An 18,007-nucleotide genomic window follows, 5' to 3' on the forward strand; every position below is an offset into this window, starting at 1 on the left:
GATGAAAATCGTCGCCCTTGAAACCCATATCGTTGCCGTACCACCGCCGCACATTGGCGGGATGTACTGGCTGTTCGTCAAGCTCAAGACCGACTGTGGCATTGAAGGCGTCGGCGAGATTTACGCCGCCACCTTCGGCCCCAAGGCCATGCTGCCGATCATTGAGGATGTGTTCGAGCGCTACCTGCTCAACCATGACCCGCACCACATCGAGCGGTTTTTCCGTCAGGCCTATTCCAGCGGTTTCACCCAGCGCCCGGACCTGACCATGATGGGCGTGGTCAGCGGCCTGGAAATGGCCTGCTGGGACATCATCGGCAAGGCCGCCAACAAGCCGGTCTACGAGTTGCTGGGTGGCAAGGTCAACGAGCGCTTGCGTTCCTACACCTACCTGTACCCGGTCAACAGCAAGGGCGAGTATGACTATGACGACCCGGACCTGGCGGCCGAATGCGCCATCGAGAACATGAACAAAGGCTTTACCGCGCTGAAGTTCGACCCGGCCGGACCGTACACCGCTTATTCCGGTCACCAGGTCTCGCTGCAAGTGCTGGAGCGTTGCGAGACCTTCTGCCGCAAGATCCGTGAAGCGGTGGGTGACCGGTGCGACCTGCTGTTCGGCACCCACGGGCAGATGGTGCCGTCGTCGGCCATCCGCCTGGCCAAGCGTCTGGAGAAATACGACCCGCTGTGGTTCGAAGAACCGGTGCCGCCAGGCCAGGAAGACGCGATGGCCCAGGTTGCGGCCAAGACCAGCATCCCCATTGCCACGGGGGAGCGCCTGACCACCAAGTACGAATTTTTCAAGCTGCTGCAAGCCGGCGGCGCTTCGATTCTGCAAATGAACGTGGCGCGCTGTGGCGGGCTGTTGGAAGCCAAGAAGATCGCGAGCATGGCCGAGGCTTATTACGCGCAGATCGCGCCTCACCTCTACAACGGGCCGATTGGCGCGGCGGCGAGTTTCCAGCTGGCGACCTGTACGCCGAACTTCCTGATCCAGGAAAGCATCATGACCTGGGGTGGTTTCCACGCCGAGGTGCTGACCAGGCCGCTGCAATGGGAAGACGGCTACATCATCCCGTCCACCGAACCCGGGCTTGGCGTGGAGCTGAATATGGACGTGGTGCGCAAGCATACGCCGTATACCGGCGAACGCCTGCACCTGCAAATGGCGCCAACCCCGGCTGACGTCAAAGACACTTCGCCCGCCAAGGGCTAAAAAACGACTTACGCGGTAACCGTGAATGACATATGACTACATCATCGCCGGTGCTGGCGCCGCAGGCTGCGTCCTGGCCAACCGGCTGTCCGCTTCGGGCAAATACTCCGTGTTGCTGCTCGAAGCCGGCGGCAAGGACAGTTCCTGGTGGTTCAAGATCCCGGTCGGTTTCGCCAAGATGTATTACAACCCGACCTTCAACTGGATGTACTACAGCCAGCCGCAAAAGCAGTTGGCCGATCGGGCTATCTATGCGCCTCGCGGCAAGGTACAGGGTGGCTCGGGCTCGATCAACGCAATGATCTACGTGCGCGGCCAGGCCCATGACTTCAATGACTGGGCGGCGAATGGCAACGACGGCTGGAGTTTTGCGGACGTGCTGCCGTACTTTCGCAAGCTGGAAAACCACCCCTTGGGTGACACCGAGTATCACGGTGGCAGTGGCCCCATCAGCATCACACCGATGAAGGGCCATACCCACCCGATTTGCAACGTGTTTCTCAAAGGCTGCGAGCAACTCGGTTATGGCTTGAGCGATGACTTCAACGGCCCGAACTTTGAAGGCGCGGGCCTGTATGACGTCAACACGCGCAATGGCGAGCGCTGCTCCAGCAGTTTTGCGCACCTGCATCCGGCGCTGGGCCGTACCAATTTGACGGTGGAACTGCACGCATTGGTCGACCGCGTGCTGTTCGACGACCAGCAGCGCGCCACGGGCATCAGCGTGACTCAGCACGGCGTGGCTCGCACCTTTACCGCACGCAAGGAGGTCATCCTGTGTGCCGGTGCGGTGGACACGCCGAAAATCCTGCAATTGTCCGGTGTGGCGGATCAACAACTGCTCGCTGAACACAATATCCCGCTGGTCAAGCACCTGCCGGCCGTGGGCGAAAACCTGCAGGACCACCTGTGCGTCAGCTACTACTACAAGGCCAATATCCCGACGCTGAACGACCAACTTGGCTCGCTGTTCGGCCAACTGAAGCTGGGCCTCAAGTACCTGTTCACGCGAAAGGGCGCGCTGGCGATGAGCGTCAACCAGGCCGGTGGGTTCTTCCGTGGAAACGCCGAGCAGACTGACCCGAACCTGCAGCTGTACTTCAACCCGCTGTCCTACCAGATTCCGAAAAACAACAAGGCCAGCCTCAAGCCCGAGCCGTACTCCGGATTCCTGCTGTGCTTCAATCCGTGTCGGCCCACCAGCCGCGGCACCATCCGCATAGCCTCGAAAAACCCGCGTGATGCAGCGCTGATCGACCCCAACTACCTGAGCACCCAGAAGGACATCGATGAGGTGATCCAGGGCAGTCGATTGATGCGCAAGATCATGCAGGCGCCTGCGCTCAAGGGCATCACGGTGGCCGAGGTTCTACCCGGCGCGGCGGTGCAGAGCGATGAGCAGATGCTGCAATACTTTCGCGAAAACAGCGGCTCGATCTACCACCTCTGCGGCTCCTGCGCCATGGGCTCGGACCCGCGTACATCGGTGGTGGACAAGCGCTTGAAGGTGCATGGACTGGACGGATTACGCATTGTCGATGCGTCGATCTTCCCGAATGTGACTTCGGGCAATACCCATGCGGCGGTGTTGATGGTGGCGGAGAAGGGCGCGGATCTGATTTTGCAGGATGCTTGAGGCAGCCACAGTGACAGCGTTGCGCCTCGCCTGGCTGGCATTAGGGTCCGACCGCCCGCTACTGGATCAGATCACGTGCGCTCGCTGCAATTGCGTCAGGGACAACGCTTTGAGCTGCGCCAGCATTGGATCACGGCGGTCTCTGGGGTGCGGCAGGTCCACCGCCAAGGCCTTGCGAATGCTGCTTGGCCGGTTGCCCATCACCAGCACCCGATCACTCAAGTACAGCGCCTCGTCCACGTCGTGGGTGACCAACAGCAACGCGATGGCGTGGTGCTCGGCCAGTTGCAGCAGCAAGTCCTGCAGCTTCATGCGGGTAAACGCATCCACCGCGCTGAACGGTTCATCCAGCAGCAAGACCTGCGGTCGCGAATACAGGCCACGGGCGATGGCCACTCGTTGCGCCATGCCCCCGGACAATGCCTTGGGCAGCGCCTGGGCAAAGCCCTTGAGGCCGACTTCCTCGATCAATTGCGTGACCCAGGCTTTATCGTAGTGGTTGTCGTCGCTGAAACCGATGTTCTGCTCCACCGTCAGCCAGGGCATCAGGCGCGGTTCCTGGAACACAAATGCGACTTCTCCATCCGGGCTGCGCAGTTCTCCCTGATAGTCCTTGTCCAGCCCGGCGACGATACGCAACAGCGTACTTTTGCCACAGCCGCTTGGCCCCAGCAGGCTCACGGTTTCGCGAGGTTGCAAGACCAGACTCACGTCGCTCAACACCACGGTGTCGCTGAAGCTCTTTCGCTCCACGCGCATATCCAATAACGGCGATACAGTCACTGCTCCGCTCCTTGACCGTTGAAGGTATCGCGCCACGCCAGGCAGCGCTTTTCCAGCGCCGCGAGCAGGCCATCGCTGACCTTCCCCAACAGCGCCAATACGATGATCGCCGCCAGCACGATGTCCGGCCGTGAGGTTTCGCGCCCATCGCTGAGCAGGTAGCCCAAGCCCTTGGTGGCTGCGATCAGTTCAGCCGCCACCAGGAACATCCACGCCAGGCTCAAGCCGCTGCGCAAACCGGTAAACAAGCCGGGCAGGGCGGCGGGCAGGAGGATGCGGCGTACCAATCGGCGTCGACTGAAGCCATACATTTGGCCCACTTCCACCAGCTTGCGATCGATATCGCGAATGGCCGCGACGCCATTGAGGTACACCGGGAAGAACGCGCCAATCGCGATCAGCACAATCTTCGAGGTTTCATCGATACCTAGCCACAACAGCAACAGCGGTACCCAGGCCAAGCTCGGGATCGAACGCAACCCGGCGAACGTCGGCTCCAGGTAAGCTTCGGCCTCACGGCTCAACCCTACCCAGGCGGCAAATACCAGGGCCAGCCCGGCGCCGATGGCAAAGCCCAGCAGCACCCGGCCCAGGCTGGCGCTGATGTGCTTCCACAGCGCGCCCTCGGCCAGCTGCGTCAGGGTCACGGCAATTTCGCTGGGCGCCGGCATCTGGTACGACGGCAACCAACCCACCCGGACTACCCCTTCCAGGATCAGCAGGATCAGCACCGGCAACACCAGGCCCTTGAGCCTGCGTGGCCAGGCGCTGCGGTTGATCACCTGCGGTGGCGTCAGCGGCAAAATCTGGGTCTTGCTGGTCATCCCGCGCCCCTTATTGACTGAACGAGGTGTCGATCAACTGGTCGATCACCTGGTCCACGTTCACCCCGCGCCGCACCAGTTCTTCAGACACCAGGATCGGCGCCGCGGCCTTGGATGACACGACATCCTTGCTGCTCAGGAACGGTGTGCTCAAGTCGGTGCACGACAGTTGCAACTTGGCCACTTCCAACGGCAAGCCCGACTCGTCGGCCAGCAGCTTGGCGAATTCATCCGGGTGCTTCACGGCCCAGTCGCGGGCTTTCTCGTAGGCGCCGAGCACTTTGGTGATGGTTTGCGGATGCTCCTTGGCGAACGTCTCGGTAACGCTGACCACGCCATAACTGTTGAAGTCCTTGTTGCGATAGAGCAGGCGCGAACCGGCCTGGATTTCACTGGCGGCCATATGCGGATCGAGACCGGCCCAGGCGTCGACGTCGCCTTTCTCCAGGGCGGTGCGGCCATCCGGGTGTTGCAGGTGCACCAATTCCACATCGTCCTTGTTCAGCCCGGCCTTTTGCAGGCTGCGCAGGGTGAACAGGTACGGGTCGGTACCCTTGGTGGCGGCGATTTTCTTGCCCTTGAGGTCGGTGAGATTTTTAAGCGGCGAGTCCTTGCGCACCACCAGGGCCGTCCATTCGGCGCGACTGTATACGTACACCGATTTGATCGGGCTGCCATTGGCGCGGCTCAACACCGCAGACAGGCTGGCGGAAGACGCGAAGTCGACGCCGCCGCTGTTGAGGTACTCCAGTGACCGGTTGCTACCCTGGCTCAATACCCAGCCGACCTTGGAGTTCGGCAAGGCCTGCTCCAGCCAGCCGAAATGCTTGAGCACCAGGCTGACGGGCGAATAGTAGGCGTAGTCGAGGTTGACTTGGGCCGGATCTGTCTCGGCGGCAAACGCCTTTGGTTGCAGGCACAGCGCGAGGGCGAAGACGCCCAATAAGCGTTGGGTAATGGGTTTCATGGAACCGCTCCGAAAGGCATGGGAAGGAAATTTTCTTATGCTTAGAAAATTAGTCGGCATGTTCCATCATGCTTTTCGGGAATATGCAGTCTCTGTGCCAGCGGGTTCGGCAGCGTATTGGCGGGGGGTGGCGGGATGATTACTGTGCTGAGAGGGGCAGATTGTTGAATCACTGTTTGCTGGGCAACACTTCTAAATATATCCATAAGGAATAAATAAATAGTTATATATTCCTTTTGTGTTTTTCTCCGTTGCTGCATCTTGAGGGCCTGCGCATTCGTGCGGATTGACCCAACAGCTAAAGGAAAGCCGACATGACCATTAAAGCGATCAACGTGCGCAACCAGTTCAAGGGCGTGATCAAGGAAATACTGCAGGGTGAAGTGGTGTCCGAAATCGACGTGCAGACTGCATCCGGCATCGTCACTTCGGTGATCACCACCCGTTCGGTGCGTGATCTGGAATTGAAGGTCGGCAGTGAGGTCATCGCTTTTGTGAAGTCGACGGAAGTGTCGATCGCCAAGCTCTGACCGCGCGTTCCCACGCCTTGTGTGGGAACACCGCCCAGGCGCTCTGCGTGTCAGCGATGACGCAGGGCGCGCTCCATGCGTTGCACGCCTTCTTCCAGCATCGACCGTGGGCAACCGAAGTTAAGGCGCACGAATTGTTGGCTGTCATCGCCGAATTCGATCCCCGCACTCAAGCCGACCTTGGCCTGTTCCAGGAAGAATTGCTGCGGGTCGTCCAGGCCCAGGGCGCTGCAATCCAGCCAGGCCAGGAAGGTGCCTTGCGGGGCATGCATCACCACGCCCGGCAGGCGGGTTTGCACGGCGTCGAGCAGGTAGTCACGGTTGGCTTGCAGGTACTTGACCAAGGTCTCCAGCCATTCTGCGCATTCGCTGTAGGCGGAGCGGGTGGCTTCCAGGCCCAGGGGGCTGACGCTGTCGACCATGCCGCAACGCGCGTTGTTGAAGCGTTCGCGGACCTCGGCGTTCTGCACCACGGCAAAACAAGTCTTCAGGCCGGCCACGTTGTAGGCTTTGCTCGCCGACATCAACGTGATGGTGCGCTGGGCAATCTCAGGGCTGAGGCTGGCGGTGGGGATGTGGCGGCGGCCGTCGAAGCACAGCTCGGCGTGGATTTCATCGCTGATGATCAACGCGCCATTTTCCAGGCAGGCGTTGGCCACGGCCAGCAGTTCTTCGCGGGGGAAGACTTTGCCGATCGGGTTATGCGGGTTGCTCAACAGCAGCGCGCCGGCACCGTTCAGTGCCTTTTGCAGGGTCGCCAGCGGGGTGAGGTATTCAGCGCCGACCCGTTCAAACGGTACTTCGATGCGTGGCAGGTTCCAGTGGCCGGGTGCCAGGCGAATCGGGCGGTAGTTCGGGGTCTGCAGCACCACCGCCTGGCCCGGTTGCACAAAGGCGTGCAGCGCCATATTGAAGCCGGGTTCGACGCCGGGCAGGAACAGCAACTCGTCCGGCTGCACCCGCCAGGCGTACTTGGCCCACAGGTCGGCCACGATGGCTTCGCGCACATCCGGGCCGGCCACGCTGTAGCCCAGAACCTGCTGGTCCAGGCGCTCGTGCAAGGCATGCAGCACGGCCGGTGGTGCGGCAATATCCATGTCGGCGATCCACATCGGCAACACGTCAGGCGGGTAACGGTTCCACTTGGTGCTGCCGGTGCCGAGGCGTGGGTGGATCGTGTCGAAATCAAAGCTCATGGGCGGCTCGTATCAGGAAGGCGGGCAAACAATGGCGCCGATTCTAGCGCCATTAATTTTATAGGCCAGTGCTGATTGCCGCAGACAGTTGTTGGTGGGCCTGTTCCAGGGCGTGATTGACCGCTGCTTCACCGCGCACCATGGCCGGCAGGTAGGCAAAGTCCACCGAGCGAATGCCGATCGTCGCCAGGACGGTGGTCAGGTACGGCGTGAGAAAGTCCGGCTCGTGGCCTTTGCGCGCATTGCCGGAGCTGACCAGCACAAAGGTGCGCCGGTCGTGCAACAGGCCGACCTTTTCAAACTGCGGGCTGACCGTGAAGCTGCGATGGATGCGCACCACATGGTCGATCCAGGCCTTGAGCGCTGCCGGCACGGTGAAGTTGTGTACCGGGGTGCACAGGATCAGCAGGTCGCAGGCTTCCAGTTCAACAATCAGCTGTTCCGACATTGCCGTCGCGTCGCCATTCAGGCCGCCAGGCGTGGTCAGGGCATCGGCGTATTCGCGGGTCAGCGGCGGCAACGCCTGGCCGCCGTAGTCGCGTTCGGTGACCTCGGCCTGCGGCAGCAGGTCGCGCAGCAGGGCGCGGCCCAGTTTGAAGCCGTGTGCGGCTTTGCCATGGGGGCTGAAGCTGAGTAACAGGGCACGGGTCATGGGTTCAGATCCTGGGAGAAGTGCATGCCAAGCGGTAACAGGCCCTGGCGGAAGTAGAAGCGCTGGGCCAGGGCCATGTGCATACCGGTGTCCAATACCAGGTAACGATAACCGCGTGCGCGGGTTTCTTCGCGCACGCGGTCCAGCAATTGTTCGCCGAGGCGACGACGTTGCAAGGCCGCATCGACGACCAGATCGTCGACATAGATGAAGCGGCCATACAAGGTGTTTTCCGTCAGCCGGTAACCGATCAGGCCGATCACCGTACCTTGTTCTCGGGCGGCCAGCAGGTGGTAGCCGTTCTGCTGTTGGCGTTGGACCTGCTCGGCAAAGGTGACGGCATCCTTCAGGTGCGGGCGCAGTTGCTGCATTACCGCAAAGCTTGCGATGCAGTCGGCTTCAGTCTGCATCGGCACAAATTCGACCTGTTCATGCATGATCTTGATTCACCCGATGGGCTTTGACGGCGGCCGGCACCTTGCGAAAGCTGATGGCGACGCGGTTCAAGGCGTTCATCAGGGCGATCGCCAGGGTCAGGTCGGCCACTTCCTTGTCATTGAACAGCGCCGAGACCCTGGTGTAATCGGCGTCCGGCACCTGGGTCTGCGCCACCTGGGTGACCACCTCGGCCCAGGCCAGGGCCGCACATTCACGCGGCGTGAACAGCGGTGAGGCCTCATGCCAGGCGGCGACCAGCATCAGCTTCTCCAGATCGATGCCCTGTTTGAGCAGGTCGCGGGAGTGGGAGTCCAGGCAATAGGCACAGCCGTTGAGTTGGGAAACCCGCAGGTACACCAGGTCAATCAACTCTTTCTCCAGGCCGCAGCCGTGGATGTAGCGGTGCACTGAACCGAGGGCACTGTAGCCCGCAGGAGCGGCTTGGGCGTAATCGAGTCGGTGTTTCATGGGCGATCCTGTGTGGAGTAAGTGATGCGTCATTTTCAGTGGCTGACGGATCGCTCGACAGGGGCATGATTGGACAAGTGGGTTGGGACATGATCAGACTTCGCCGTGTATCCCTGTCGAGCCCGCCCGTGATGTCAGCCTTGCCCAAGTACCAGGAAATCTACCGGCGTTTTCGCTTGGCCATTGACCAGGGCCAGTTCGGCCCCGGTGACCGCGTGCCGTCCGTGCGCAGCTTGGCGCTGGAGCTCAAGGTGGCGCGGGGCACGGTGGAGACGGCCTATCAACTGCTGGTCAGCGAAGGTTTTTTTGAGGCCCGCGGTCAGGCGGGCACGGTGATAGCCGCGTCGCTGCCGACGGTGTCGGTCAAGCCGTTGCCGGTGGTTGAGCCTGTGGTACGCAGCCCCCTGGCCTTGCAGATGGGCCTGCCGGCCCTCGATGCCTTCCCGCGTAAGCTGTGGGCGCGGCTGGTGACCCAACAAGTGCGCCGCACCGATGCCGACAGCCTGGCGATGGGTGACGTGCGCGGCGCCCAGGCGCTGCGTGTGGCCATCGCCAACTACCTGGCGTTGTACCGCGGCGTGCAGTGCGCGCCACAGCAGGTATTTGTCTGCGCCGGTTATGCCGGATGCCTGACGCTGCTGTGCGATGCGCTGCAGATGGCAGGGCAACGCTGCTGGTTCGAAGACCCTGGCTACTTGCATGGGCGCCAACTGTTGACCCATTGCGGCGTGGATTTGGTGCCGGTGCCGGTCGATCGTGATGGCCTGGACGTAGCGCAGGGCATTCGACGCGACATGCAGGCGCGGCTGGCAGTGGTCACCCCGGCGCATCAAAGCCCGTTGGGTGTGGCTTTGAGCCGGGAGCGGCGGCAGGCCTTGCTGGCATGGGCCGGGGAGCAGGGCAGTTGGGTGGTCGAGGATGATTACGACAGTGAGTTTCGCTACCGGGGCCAACCGCTGGCGGCGCTCAAGAGCCAGGATCACGATGACCGGGTCATCCATGCCGGGAGTTTCAGCAAGATGCTGTTTCCCGGGCTGCGCCTTGGCTACCTGGTGGTGCCCACCGCCCTGGTGGCGGCATTTGAGTGCAGTGCCCAGGCGTTGCAGCAGCGCAGCGCGCAGTTATTGCAACTGACCACGGCAGACTTCCTGGAGCAGGGACATTTCACCCGGCATCTGAAGAAGATGCGCCAGTTATATGCGCAGCGGCATGGGTTGCTGGTCAACGCGTTGGCAGTGCATTGCGCGGGTCTTTTGCGGGTGGATGAGCAAGCAGGAGGGATTAATCTGCTGGTGCGCCTGGAGGTGGCGGTATCGGACCAGGCCGTGGCTGAGGCGGCGAACGCGGCGGGCCTGGCGGTACAGGCGCTGTCGGTGTGGACCCTGGGGGCACATCGCGAGCAGGGCTTGTTGATGGGGTTCACGAATGTCGCCACGGCGCAACAAGCGTCGGAGCTGGCCTTGTTGCTGCGCGGCGTGATCGAGTCGTCATCGTTCTGTGACCGACAAGTTCTGTAATAAAAACGCCATTGCGCTGGGGATTAAAACCGGGAAGGGCTATTTTGGTGCACCTCAATAACTAGAGTAGCCATGGATGAAATACCAACCCTTCAGCCGTACTTTGATTGCTACTGCACTGGTGTTGACCGTCAGCGGTGTGCAAGCTGCGTCCCAGGCTCCGGTGGCCGGTGAAAATGGCATGGTGGTCACCGCCCAGCATTTGGCCACTCATGTGGGCGTGGATGTGCTCAAGGCCGGCGGCAACGCGGTGGATGCGGCCGTTGCGGTCGGCTATGCGCTGGCGGTGGTGTACCCGGCGGCGGGCAATCTCGGCGGCGGCGGTTTCATGACCGTGCAACTGGCCGACGGGCGCAAGACCTTCCTCGACTTCCGCGAAAAAGCCCCCCTGGCGGCGACCGCCGACATGTACCTGGACAAAGATGGCAAGGTCATCGACGGCCTCAGTGCCAAGGGCCATTTGGCGGTCGGGGTCCCCGGCACCGTGTCCGGCATGGAACTGGCGCTGAGCAAATACGGCACCCTCAAGCGCGCCCAGGTGATTGCCCCGGCGATCAAACTGGCCGAAAACGGCTTCGAACTGGAGCAGGGGGATATCGACCTGCTGCACACGGCCACCGGTGAATTCGAAAAAGACCCGGACCTGCGCGGGATCTTCCTGCACAACGGCCAACCGATGCAGGTCGGCCAGAAGCTGGTGCAGAAAGACCTGGCCAAGACCCTCAAGGAAATTTCCGCCAAGGGCAGCGACGGTTTCTATAAAGGCTGGGTCGCCAAGGCGCTGGTGGATTCCAGCCAAGCCGGTAAAGGCATCATCACCCAGGCCGACCTGGACAAATACAAGACCCGTGAACTGGCGCCCATCGAGTGCGATTACCGGGGTTACCACGTCGTCTCGGCGCCGCCGCCAAGCTCGGGGGGCGTGGTGATCTGCCAGATCATGAACATCCTCGAAGGCTACCCGATGGCCGACCTCGGCTATCACTCGGCCCAGGGCCTGCATTACCAGATTGAAGCCATGCGCCACGCCTACGTGGACCGTAACAGCTACCTGGGCGACCCGGACTTCGTGAAGAACCCGATCGCCCACCTGCTGGACAAGGACTATGCCGCCAAGCTGCGTGCCGCCATCGACCCGCAGAAAGCCGGCGACTCCCAGGCGATCAAGCCAGGCGTATCGCCCCATGAAGGCAACAACACCACGCACTATTCGATTGTCGACAAGTGGGGCAACGCGGTCTCGGTGACCTATACCCTCAACGACTGGTTTGGTGCCGGCGTGATGGCGAGCAAAACCGGGGTGATCCTCAACGATGAAATGGACGACTTCACCGTCAAGGTCGGCGTGCCGAACATGTACGGCCTGGTCCAGGGCGAAGCCAACGCCATCGCACCGGGCAAGGCGCCGCTGTCGTCGATGAGCCCGACCATCGTGACCAAGGATGGCAAGGCGGTGATGGTGGTGGGCACGCCGGGTGGCAGCCGTATCATCACGGCCACCTTGCTGACCATTCTCAATGTCATCGACTACAAGATGAACATTCAGGAGGCGGTGGATGCGCCACGTTTCCACCAGCAGTGGATGCCGCCAGCCACCAACCTGGAACGGTTTGCCGTAAGCCCCGATACCCAGAAGATCCTGGAAAGCTGGGGCCATCAGTTTGCGGGCCCTCAGGATGCCAACCACTTGGCGGCGATTCTGGTCGGCGCGCCGTCACTGGAGGGTAAGCCGGTGGGTAATAACCGCTTCTATGGGGCGAATGATCCGCGTCGCAATACTGGCCTTTCACTGGGCTACTGATCACATCGCAACACCTGCCTGTTAGTGGGCTGTAGTGAGCGGGCTTGCCCCGCGCCGGGCGGCACAGCCGCCCCAACAGGGACGCCTCGGTTTTTCAGGAAGACTGCGGTGCCTGGATTGGGGCGGCTGCGCCGCCCAGCGCGGGGCAAGCCCTAATGCCAGTCAGTTAAGGCTTAACGCGGTCATTGTGGGAGGGGGCTTGCTCCCGATAGGCCGCGCAGCGGCCTCTGAAGGGCGCCCAAAAGTTGGACACCCATCCGACCTTTGGGGCGCACTTCACTAAAAAATGGGCCTGCTACGCAGTCCATCGGGAGCAAGCCCCCTCCCACAGGTTATCTATCGTCTGCTCTATCGCTTAACTGACAGGCATTAGGGCAAGCCCGCTCACTACAAGAGCTGTTTGACGGCTTTGAACGCGGCGAGTCGGCGTTCTTGCCAATTTCCCTGGATGACGACGAAGGGCTGTTGATGCGCTTGCATCCATACCAGGCTGTCCTGGAAAAATACCCGTCGATCCGCCAGCTCGGGTTGGCAGCGTTGCCCGTCGGCGGTCCATTCCACATGCTCGGGTGAGAGCAGCAGGTGCAAGTCGTAGTGCCGGGCCAGCAGCTCAGTGTCGAGCCATGCCGGGTAGTCGCCGAACAGGGTCTGGCTCCACAACCGATTGGTCAGCAAGTGGGTGTCGAGGATCAGCAAGTCGGGCTGTCGGGCGCGGGCGGCGTCTTCCCAGGCCAGTTGGCCGCGGGCAATGGCGGGAATATCGGCCAGGGTCGTGTCGCGCTGGTGATGGTCGATGAAGTCGCGCACATATTCGCCCACCATCAGCCCACCAAAATGCGCTTGCAGCTCGGCGGCCAGCCAGCTTTTGCCACTGGATTCGGGGCCTGCCAATACCACCACCTTCATGCGTGCAACGCCGGGTCGGCGCGCCATTCACGCCAGCCTTGCACGGCGATCACGGTGAACAGCGCATAAAGCGCGGCGGTGAGGTACAGGCCTTTGTAGAGGAACAGGCCGACAAAGATCACGTCCACGGCGATCCACAAGGGCCAGCATTGCACGCGTTTCTGTGCCATCCACATTTGCGCCACCAGGCTGAAGCCGGTGAGGGCCGCGTCGAGCCAGGGTTGGGCGGCGTCTGTCCAGTGGGCCATGGCGGCGCCCAGCAACAGGCTGAACAGCGCACCGACCGCCAGGCTGGTCATGATCGCGGGCCAGCCCAGGCTGGTCACCTGGCGGCCTTGCTTGACCTCGCCGGCGCGGGTCCATTGCCACCAGCCGTAGAGTTGCAGGGCGGCGTAGACCACCTGCAGCAGCATGTCGGAATAGAGCTTCACATCGAAGAATACCCAGGTGTAGAGCAGCACCATCACCAAGCCGATGGGCCAGCACCAGGGGTTTTGCTTGACCGTCAGCCAGACAGCGATCACCCCCAGGGCGGCGGCGAACAATTCAAGCCCGGACATGGCGGTTCCTTGGGAGAGTCGAAGAGGGCGGGGATTGTAACGTCAAAATGAACACCGACCAATGTGGGGGCTTGCTCCCAATAGCGGTTCACCGGTCACTGACCTTTCAGCTGACCCACCGCCATCGGGAGCAAGCCCCCTCCCACAGGTTGAAACGAGCTAGACCTTGAACTGGCGCAGCAGGCCGTCGAGTTGTTCGCTCAAGGCGCGCAAATGTTCGCTGGCCGCGCTGGACTGTTGCGCCGCCAATGCGGTGCTGTGGGACAAGCCGGCCGCCTCGGTGACGTTCTGGTTGATGTCTTCCACGACATGCGCCTGTTGCAGGGTGGCGCTGGCGATTGAAGCGTTCAGCCCGTTGAGGTTGTGCAGTGCCTGGCCGATCGCCGTGAGGCTGGCCCCGGCCTGGCCGGCTTGTTCAATTGTCAGTTGCGAGGCGCTGTGGCTGTCGCTGATGACCTTGACCGCCGCTTCCGAATGGCCTTGCAGACGCTCGATCATGACCTGGATTTCAGCAGTGGATTTCTGCGTACGCTGGGCCAGCAGGCGGACTTCATCGGCCACCACCGCAAAGCCTCGGCCTTGCTCGCCGGCGCGCGCGGCTTCAATGGCCGCGTTGAGTGCCAGCAGGTTGGTCTGGTCGGCGATGGAACGGATCACCTCAAGCACGCTACCGATCTGCGTGCTTTCGCTGGACAGCGTGCGGATCACTTCGACGGCCTGGCCGATGGTGCCGGAGAGTTGGTCGATCTGTTGCAGGCTGCCGTCGATATTCACCTGGCCCTGTTGTGCCTGCGCCTGCGCGTCGCGCATTTCGCTGGCGGCGTGCTCGGCGTTTTTCGCCACATCCTGCACGCCATAGGTGACTTCGTTGATGGCGGTCGCCACCAGTTCCATCTGCTGCGACTGTTGCTGGCTGCGGTCATGGGCCTGGCTGGCATTGGTGCCAAGCTCTATGGACGACTGGCCCAGGGCATTGGCGCACGTTTGCAGCTGGCCGACCACCTGGCTCAGTTTTCGCGTGAAAGCATTGAAGTGCTGGGACAGTTGTGTGACTTCGTCGCGCCCGTGGGTGTCGAGGCTGCGGGTCAGGTCGCTTTCGCCACTGGCGATATTGGCCATGGCGTTCACGGCCTGTTGCAACGGGTTCACGATGCTGCGGGCGATCAGCAGCACCAGCAGCGCCATCACCAGGGCGATCGCCAAGCAGATGAACGAGGCTTTCCACACCTGCACCTTGAATTCGGCCTGGACGTCATCCACGTAGACGCCGGAGCCAATGATCCAGCCCCACGGCTCGAACAGTTGGATATACGAGGTTTTCTCCACCGGGGCTTCGGCGCCGGGCTTCGGCCAGCGATAACTGACGATACCCGCACCCTTGGCCTTGGCCAGGCTCACGAACTCGTTGAACACCGCAAACCCGTCCGGGTCGCGAATCGCCGACAGGTTCTGGCCATCCAGCTTGGGGTTGGCCGGGTGCATGATCATCACGGGCGTGAGGTCGTTGATCCAGAAATAATCATCGTGGTCATAACGCAACCCGCGCACCGCGCTCAGGGCTTGCTGCTGCGCCGCTTCGCGGGTCAGCACGCCGGTTTTTTCAAGATTCTGGTAATACGCCAGTACGCCGCTGGCGGTCTGGACCACATGCTCGGTCTGTTGGCGCTTGGCCTGGTAGAGATCGCCATGGATCTGCTTGAGCATCAGCAGGCCCAAGGTCAGCAGCATCAGCACGGCGACTATCAGGATCAGCCAGAGACGGCGGCTGATCGACATGTTGCGCAAACTGTTCATCGTCCTGTCACTCCATGCTTTTTATAGTTGTAGCGCTGCTTCGCCATTTCCGGCGTGTCTGATAGGCTTTCGGCGCGTAATCGGAAAACCTGAGTACTGCCTGATTTTTCACGCAATTTTTGCAGCCCGGCGTGGATGATCCAACGCCTGGCCGCAAGCTCACTCAACATCATTGAATCACTGGAAAAAACAACGGGGTGTGCCTCGCGCATGACCTTTGGGGGAAATATGGATTTTTGGACCGCCATACAGGCATTGATACTGGGCGTGGTGGAGGGGCTGACGGAGTTCCTGCCGATCTCCAGCACCGGTCACCAGATTATCGTAGCCGACCTGATCGGTTTTGGTGGCGAGCGTTTTGAAGCGTTCAACATCATCATTCAGTTGGGCGCGATCCTGGCGGTGGTGTGGGAGTTCCGGCGCAAGATCCTGGACGTGGTGATCGGTTTGCCGACGCAGCGCAATGCCCAGCGCTTTACCGTCAACCTGATGATCGCCGTGCTGCCGGCCGTGGTGTTGGGGGTGATTTTCGCCGACCTGATCAAGCACTACCTGTTCAACCCGATCACCGTGGCCACCGCGCTGGTGATCGGCGGCGTGATCATGTTGTGGGCCGAACGTCGCCAGCATGCCGTGCATGCGCACAGTGTGGATGACATCACCTGGAAGGAAGCGCTCAAGGTGGGCCTGGCCCAATGCCTGGCGATGATCCCGGGCACGTCGCGTTCCGGTGCGACCATCATCGGCGGCCTGTTGTTCGGTTTGTCGCGCAAGACCGCTACCGAGTTCTCGTTCTTCCTGGCCATGCCGACCATGGTCGGTGCGGCGGTGTATTCGGGCTACAAGTACCGTCACCTGTTCCAGCCGGATGACCTGCCGGTATTCGCGATTGGTTTCGTCACCTCGTTCATCTTCGCGATGATCGCGGTCAAGGCGTTGCTCAAGTTCATCGCCAGCCACAGCTATGCGGCTTTTGCCTGGTACCGGATCGCATTCGGCCTGGTGATCCTGGCGACCTGGCAGTTCGGTTGGATCGACTGGTCCGCGGTCAAGCCATGAGCCTGCAGCACCCACGCTTGAAGGCGGCGATCTTTGCACTGCTGTGCGCCGCGCCGTTGTTGGGAGCGGCGCTGCTGGGGTATCGCGGCGAGACCCTGATCCCGCTGGTCGCCTATGGGGTGGTCAGCGTGGTGGCGTTTTTCCTGTACTGGAGCGACAAGCGCAAGGCGCAAACCGATGCGCGCCGCATCCCGGAAAACATCCTGCACGCTGTCGAGCTGGCAGGCGGTTGGCCGGGCGCGTTGATCGCTCAGCAGGTGTTTCGCCACAAAACCCGCAAAGTGTCCTATCAGGTGCTGTTCTGGGTGATCGTGCTGTTGCACCAGGTGTTCTGGCTGGACCAGCTGTTCCTGGGCGGTACCTTGTTGTCAGTCCTCTAGCCGCAGCCCGACCTGCGTGCGCTTGGGCAGTTTGCTGACCACCAGTTGGTGGGAACGCTGCAACAAGCCACGCAGTTCATCAGCGCCCAGCGGGTAGGGCGTGTCCATGATGATCCACTGCGCGCGGGCCAGGTACGGCGCCGGGTGGATACCCGGGCGATCGACATGGCCCAGGAACAATTCCTTGTCGACCTTGAAGGCCAGCGACGCACCCCGCAGGTTTTGCACGGCGAACATCTTGTTGCCGGCGATCGAGAACACCCGCACGCCACCCCATTTGTAGTCTTCCCGTGCTCCGGGCAGGCCCAGGCAAAACCTCGCGACTTGTTCTTCGTTCATCTTCATAGCAGTCGGTCTCCGCAACCTCTGAAGCCTTCTTCGAGGTAATCAATCCAGGCCCGAATGGCCGGCAGTACGCCACGCCGATGCGGGTACACCGCCTGCAACCAGCCCCCCGGCAGCGACCACTCGGGCAGCAGTTGCACCAGGCGGCCGCTGGCCAGCTCCTCCTCGCAATACATCATCGGCAATACGGTAAAACCCAGGCCCATGATGGCACTGGCCTTGCGCACGACGAAGTCGTCGATGCCCAATCGGGCTTCCATCACCAGCTCGTGGGGTTGCCCTTGTGGGTCAAGAATGCGCTGATGCACCATGCGGTCCGCCTCGAGGGCGCCCAGTATCGGCAGTTGCTTGAGGTCTTCAAGGGTGTTGATCTGCCTGCCCTGGATAAACGCCGGGCTGGCCACCAGCACCGTCTGGGCCTGGCGCAGGCGCTTGGTGACCAGCAGCGGGTCTTCATCGCCGTGTTCGCGCACGCGCAGAGCTACGTCGATACCTTCAGCCACCAGGTCGACACGGCGATTGACCAGGGTCATTTCCAGTTGTACCAGTGGGTGGGCGGCGAGAAATCCGGCGACCATGTCCGGCAGCATGTGCTGGGCCATGCCCACCGGGCAACTGACGCGCAGGCGGCCACGGGGTTCGCTGGACATGCTGGCCACGGCCTCATCGGCCATTTCCGCTTCGAGGAGCATGGCCTGGCAATGGCGCAGGTAGCGCTCACCCACGGCAGTGAGGGTCAGTTGCCGGGTGGTGCGCTGCAGCAGGCGGGCGCCCAGGCGTTCTTCCAGCTCGGCGATGCGCCGCGACAGGCGTGATTTGGGAATGCCCAGCACACGGCCTGCCGCCGCGAAACCGCCGGATTCGACGACTTTGGCGAAATAGTAAAGGTCGTTGAGGTCTTGCATGATCAACCTGTTGTCCTGTCAGTGGGA

The 18,007-nt window shown here is 61.7% G+C and carries 19 protein-coding genes; 7 read left to right on the forward strand and 12 right to left on the reverse strand.

Translation table 11 applies throughout. The features are described from left to right. The first annotated feature begins 1 nt into the window (after window position 1). Window positions 2–1,219: a mandelate racemase/muconate lactonizing enzyme family protein gene (locus JBE38_RS04945; protein WP_205343715.1), complete on the forward strand. Its 1,218-nt coding sequence runs from the start codon at window positions 2–4 to the stop codon at window positions 1,217–1,219. Between the two features lie 25 nt (window positions 1,220–1,244). After that, entirely contained in the window at window positions 1,245–2,855 is a 1,611-nt protein-coding gene (locus JBE38_RS04950) for a GMC family oxidoreductase (protein WP_205343716.1), read from the forward strand. A 66-nt stretch (window positions 2,856–2,921) separates the two neighbouring features. Here JBE38_RS04950 and JBE38_RS04955 read toward each other — a convergent pair whose 3' ends face one another. The 3 genes from JBE38_RS04955 to JBE38_RS04965 are packed head-to-tail and all read right to left on the reverse strand — an operon-like array spanning window position 2,922 to window position 5,429. After that, window positions 2,922–3,614, reverse strand: coding sequence for an ABC transporter ATP-binding protein (locus tag JBE38_RS04955; RefSeq protein ID WP_240202437.1), 693 nt, complete (start codon window positions 3,612–3,614; stop codon window positions 2,922–2,924). A 20-nt stretch (window positions 3,615–3,634) separates the two neighbouring features. Further along, entirely contained in the window at window positions 3,635–4,462 is an 828-nt protein-coding gene (locus JBE38_RS04960; protein ID WP_205343718.1) for an ABC transporter permease, read from the reverse strand. Window positions 4,463–4,472: 10 nt separating this feature from the next. Next, the gene (locus JBE38_RS04965) at window positions 4,473–5,429 is read right to left on the reverse strand and encodes an aliphatic sulfonate ABC transporter substrate-binding protein (protein WP_205343719.1); all 957 of its coding nucleotides are present in this window, start codon (window positions 5,427–5,429) and stop codon (window positions 4,473–4,475) included. 314 nt (window positions 5,430–5,743) lie between these two features. On the opposite strand from JBE38_RS04965, the gene JBE38_RS04970 reads away from it, so the two are divergent. Then, entirely contained in the window at window positions 5,744–5,959 is a 216-nt protein-coding gene (locus JBE38_RS04970; RefSeq protein ID WP_060752785.1) for a TOBE domain-containing protein, read from the forward strand. A 50-nt stretch (window positions 5,960–6,009) separates the two neighbouring features. On the opposite strand, the gene JBE38_RS04975 is transcribed toward JBE38_RS04970, so the two are convergent. From JBE38_RS04975 to JBE38_RS04990, 4 genes are read right to left on the reverse strand one after another with little or no spacing between them, the layout of a single operon-like run. After that, window positions 6,010–7,155 carry a MalY/PatB family protein gene (locus JBE38_RS04975; protein WP_205343720.1) on the reverse strand — a complete coding sequence of 382 codons (1,146 nt, stop codon included), beginning with the start codon at window positions 7,153–7,155 and terminating at the stop codon, window positions 6,010–6,012. Window positions 7,156–7,213: 58 nt separating this feature from the next. Continuing rightward, a complete protein-coding gene (locus JBE38_RS04980) occupies window positions 7,214–7,807 on the reverse strand; it encodes an FMN-dependent NADH-azoreductase (RefSeq protein ID WP_104993536.1) in 594 nt (197 codons plus the stop codon). Then, a complete protein-coding gene (locus JBE38_RS04985; protein ID WP_205343721.1) occupies window positions 7,804–8,244 on the reverse strand; it encodes a GNAT family N-acetyltransferase in 441 nt (146 codons plus the stop codon). The genes JBE38_RS04980 and JBE38_RS04985 overlap by 4 nt, the downstream gene beginning before the upstream one ends. Further along, on the reverse strand, window positions 8,237–8,713 hold the full coding sequence (locus tag JBE38_RS04990; RefSeq protein WP_126844935.1) for a carboxymuconolactone decarboxylase family protein: 477 nt from the start codon (window positions 8,711–8,713) through the stop codon (window positions 8,237–8,239). The genes JBE38_RS04985 and JBE38_RS04990 overlap by 8 nt, the downstream gene beginning before the upstream one ends. A gap of 131 nt (window positions 8,714–8,844) precedes the next feature. On the opposite strand from JBE38_RS04990, the gene pdxR reads away from it, so the two are divergent. Further along, on the forward strand, window positions 8,845–10,230 hold the full coding sequence (pdxR, locus tag JBE38_RS04995; RefSeq protein ID WP_205344005.1) for a MocR-like pyridoxine biosynthesis transcription factor PdxR: 1,386 nt from the start codon (window positions 8,845–8,847) through the stop codon (window positions 10,228–10,230). A gap of 76 nt (window positions 10,231–10,306) precedes the next feature. Beyond that, the gene (ggt, locus tag JBE38_RS05000) at window positions 10,307–12,031 is read left to right on the forward strand and encodes a gamma-glutamyltransferase (RefSeq protein ID WP_198762963.1); all 1,725 of its coding nucleotides are present in this window, start codon (window positions 10,307–10,309) and stop codon (window positions 12,029–12,031) included. Between the two features lie 387 nt (window positions 12,032–12,418). Here the strand turns inward: ggt and JBE38_RS05005 are convergent, their stop codons facing one another. The 3 genes from JBE38_RS05005 to JBE38_RS05015 form a co-directional block, all read right to left on the reverse strand. Beyond that, the gene (locus JBE38_RS05005) at window positions 12,419–12,937 is read right to left on the reverse strand and encodes an AAA family ATPase (protein ID WP_205344006.1); all 519 of its coding nucleotides are present in this window, start codon (window positions 12,935–12,937) and stop codon (window positions 12,419–12,421) included. Next, window positions 12,934–13,497, reverse strand: coding sequence for a nicotinamide riboside transporter PnuC (gene pnuC, locus JBE38_RS05010; protein WP_060752793.1), 564 nt, complete (start codon window positions 13,495–13,497; stop codon window positions 12,934–12,936). Before pnuC ends, JBE38_RS05005 begins: the two co-directional genes overlap by 4 nt. Before the next feature lie 159 nt (window positions 13,498–13,656). After that, window positions 13,657–15,291 (reverse strand): methyl-accepting chemotaxis protein, encoded by a 1,635-nt coding sequence (locus tag JBE38_RS05015; RefSeq protein ID WP_205343722.1) that lies wholly within the window; start codon window positions 15,289–15,291, stop codon window positions 13,657–13,659. A 228-nt stretch (window positions 15,292–15,519) separates the two neighbouring features. On the opposite strand from JBE38_RS05015, the gene JBE38_RS05020 reads away from it, so the two are divergent. Both JBE38_RS05020 and JBE38_RS05025 read left to right on the forward strand, forming a co-directional pair. After that, window positions 15,520–16,350, forward strand: a complete 831-nt coding sequence (locus JBE38_RS05020) for an undecaprenyl-diphosphate phosphatase (RefSeq protein ID WP_060752795.1) — start codon at window positions 15,520–15,522, stop codon at window positions 16,348–16,350. Then, complete coding sequence (locus tag JBE38_RS05025; RefSeq protein ID WP_060752796.1) at window positions 16,347–16,730, forward strand: DUF1294 domain-containing protein; 384 nt, start codon at window positions 16,347–16,349, stop codon at window positions 16,728–16,730. The genes JBE38_RS05020 and JBE38_RS05025 overlap by 4 nt, the downstream gene beginning before the upstream one ends. On the opposite strand, the gene JBE38_RS05030 is transcribed toward JBE38_RS05025, so the two are convergent. Beyond that, window positions 16,719–17,075: an MmcQ/YjbR family DNA-binding protein gene (locus JBE38_RS05030; protein WP_205343723.1), complete on the reverse strand. Its 357-nt coding sequence runs from the start codon at window positions 17,073–17,075 to the stop codon at window positions 16,719–16,721. The genes JBE38_RS05025 and JBE38_RS05030 overlap by 12 nt on opposite strands. Continuing rightward, window positions 17,072–17,980, reverse strand: coding sequence for a LysR substrate-binding domain-containing protein (locus JBE38_RS05035; protein ID WP_060752900.1), 909 nt, complete (start codon window positions 17,978–17,980; stop codon window positions 17,072–17,074). Before JBE38_RS05035 ends, JBE38_RS05030 begins: the two co-directional genes overlap by 4 nt. Between the last annotated feature and the right edge of the window lie 27 nt (window positions 17,981–18,007).

It is taken from the genome of Pseudomonas sp. ICBG1301 (assembly GCF_016918385.1).
In the GTDB taxonomy this organism is placed as follows: Bacteria; Pseudomonadota; Gammaproteobacteria; order Pseudomonadales; family Pseudomonadaceae; genus Aquipseudomonas; species Aquipseudomonas palleroniana.

Coding starts and splice junctions, on each gene's coding strand:
- JBE38_RS04945 (WP_205343715.1), top strand. CDS start 2: ATGAAAATCGTCGCCCTTGAAACCCATATCGTTGCCGTACCACCGCCG.
- JBE38_RS04950 (WP_205343716.1), top strand. CDS start 1,245: ATGACATATGACTACATCATCGCCGGTGCTGGCGCCGCAGGCTGCGTC.
- JBE38_RS04955 (WP_240202437.1), bottom strand. CDS start 3,614: ATGCGCGTGGAGCGAAAGAGCTTCAGCGACACCGTGGTGTTGAGCGAC.
- JBE38_RS04960 (WP_205343718.1), bottom strand. CDS start 4,462: ATGACCAGCAAGACCCAGATTTTGCCGCTGACGCCACCGCAGGTGATC.
- JBE38_RS04965 (WP_205343719.1), bottom strand. CDS start 5,429: ATGAAACCCATTACCCAACGCTTATTGGGCGTCTTCGCCCTCGCGCTG.
- JBE38_RS04970 (WP_060752785.1), top strand. CDS start 5,744: ATGACCATTAAAGCGATCAACGTGCGCAACCAGTTCAAGGGCGTGATC.
- JBE38_RS04975 (WP_205343720.1), bottom strand. CDS start 7,155: ATGAGCTTTGATTTCGACACGATCCACCCACGCCTCGGCACCGGCAGC.
- JBE38_RS04980 (WP_104993536.1), bottom strand. CDS start 7,807: ATGACCCGTGCCCTGTTACTCAGCTTCAGCCCCCATGGCAAAGCCGCA.
- JBE38_RS04985 (WP_205343721.1), bottom strand. CDS start 8,244: ATGCATGAACAGGTCGAATTTGTGCCGATGCAGACTGAAGCCGACTGC.
- JBE38_RS04990 (WP_126844935.1), bottom strand. CDS start 8,713: ATGAAACACCGACTCGATTACGCCCAAGCCGCTCCTGCGGGCTACAGT.
- pdxR (WP_205344005.1), top strand. CDS start 8,845: ATGTCAGCCTTGCCCAAGTACCAGGAAATCTACCGGCGTTTTCGCTTG.
- ggt (WP_198762963.1), top strand. CDS start 10,307: ATGAAATACCAACCCTTCAGCCGTACTTTGATTGCTACTGCACTGGTG.
- JBE38_RS05005 (WP_205344006.1), bottom strand. CDS start 12,937: ATGAAGGTGGTGGTATTGGCAGGCCCCGAATCCAGTGGCAAAAGCTGG.
- pnuC (WP_060752793.1), bottom strand. CDS start 13,497: ATGTCCGGGCTTGAATTGTTCGCCGCCGCCCTGGGGGTGATCGCTGTC.
- JBE38_RS05015 (WP_205343722.1), bottom strand. CDS start 15,291: ATGAACAGTTTGCGCAACATGTCGATCAGCCGCCGTCTCTGGCTGATC.
- JBE38_RS05020 (WP_060752795.1), top strand. CDS start 15,520: ATGGATTTTTGGACCGCCATACAGGCATTGATACTGGGCGTGGTGGAG.
- JBE38_RS05025 (WP_060752796.1), top strand. CDS start 16,347: ATGAGCCTGCAGCACCCACGCTTGAAGGCGGCGATCTTTGCACTGCTG.
- JBE38_RS05030 (WP_205343723.1), bottom strand. CDS start 17,075: ATGAAGATGAACGAAGAACAAGTCGCGAGGTTTTGCCTGGGCCTGCCC.
- JBE38_RS05035 (WP_060752900.1), bottom strand. CDS start 17,980: ATGCAAGACCTCAACGACCTTTACTATTTCGCCAAAGTCGTCGAATCC.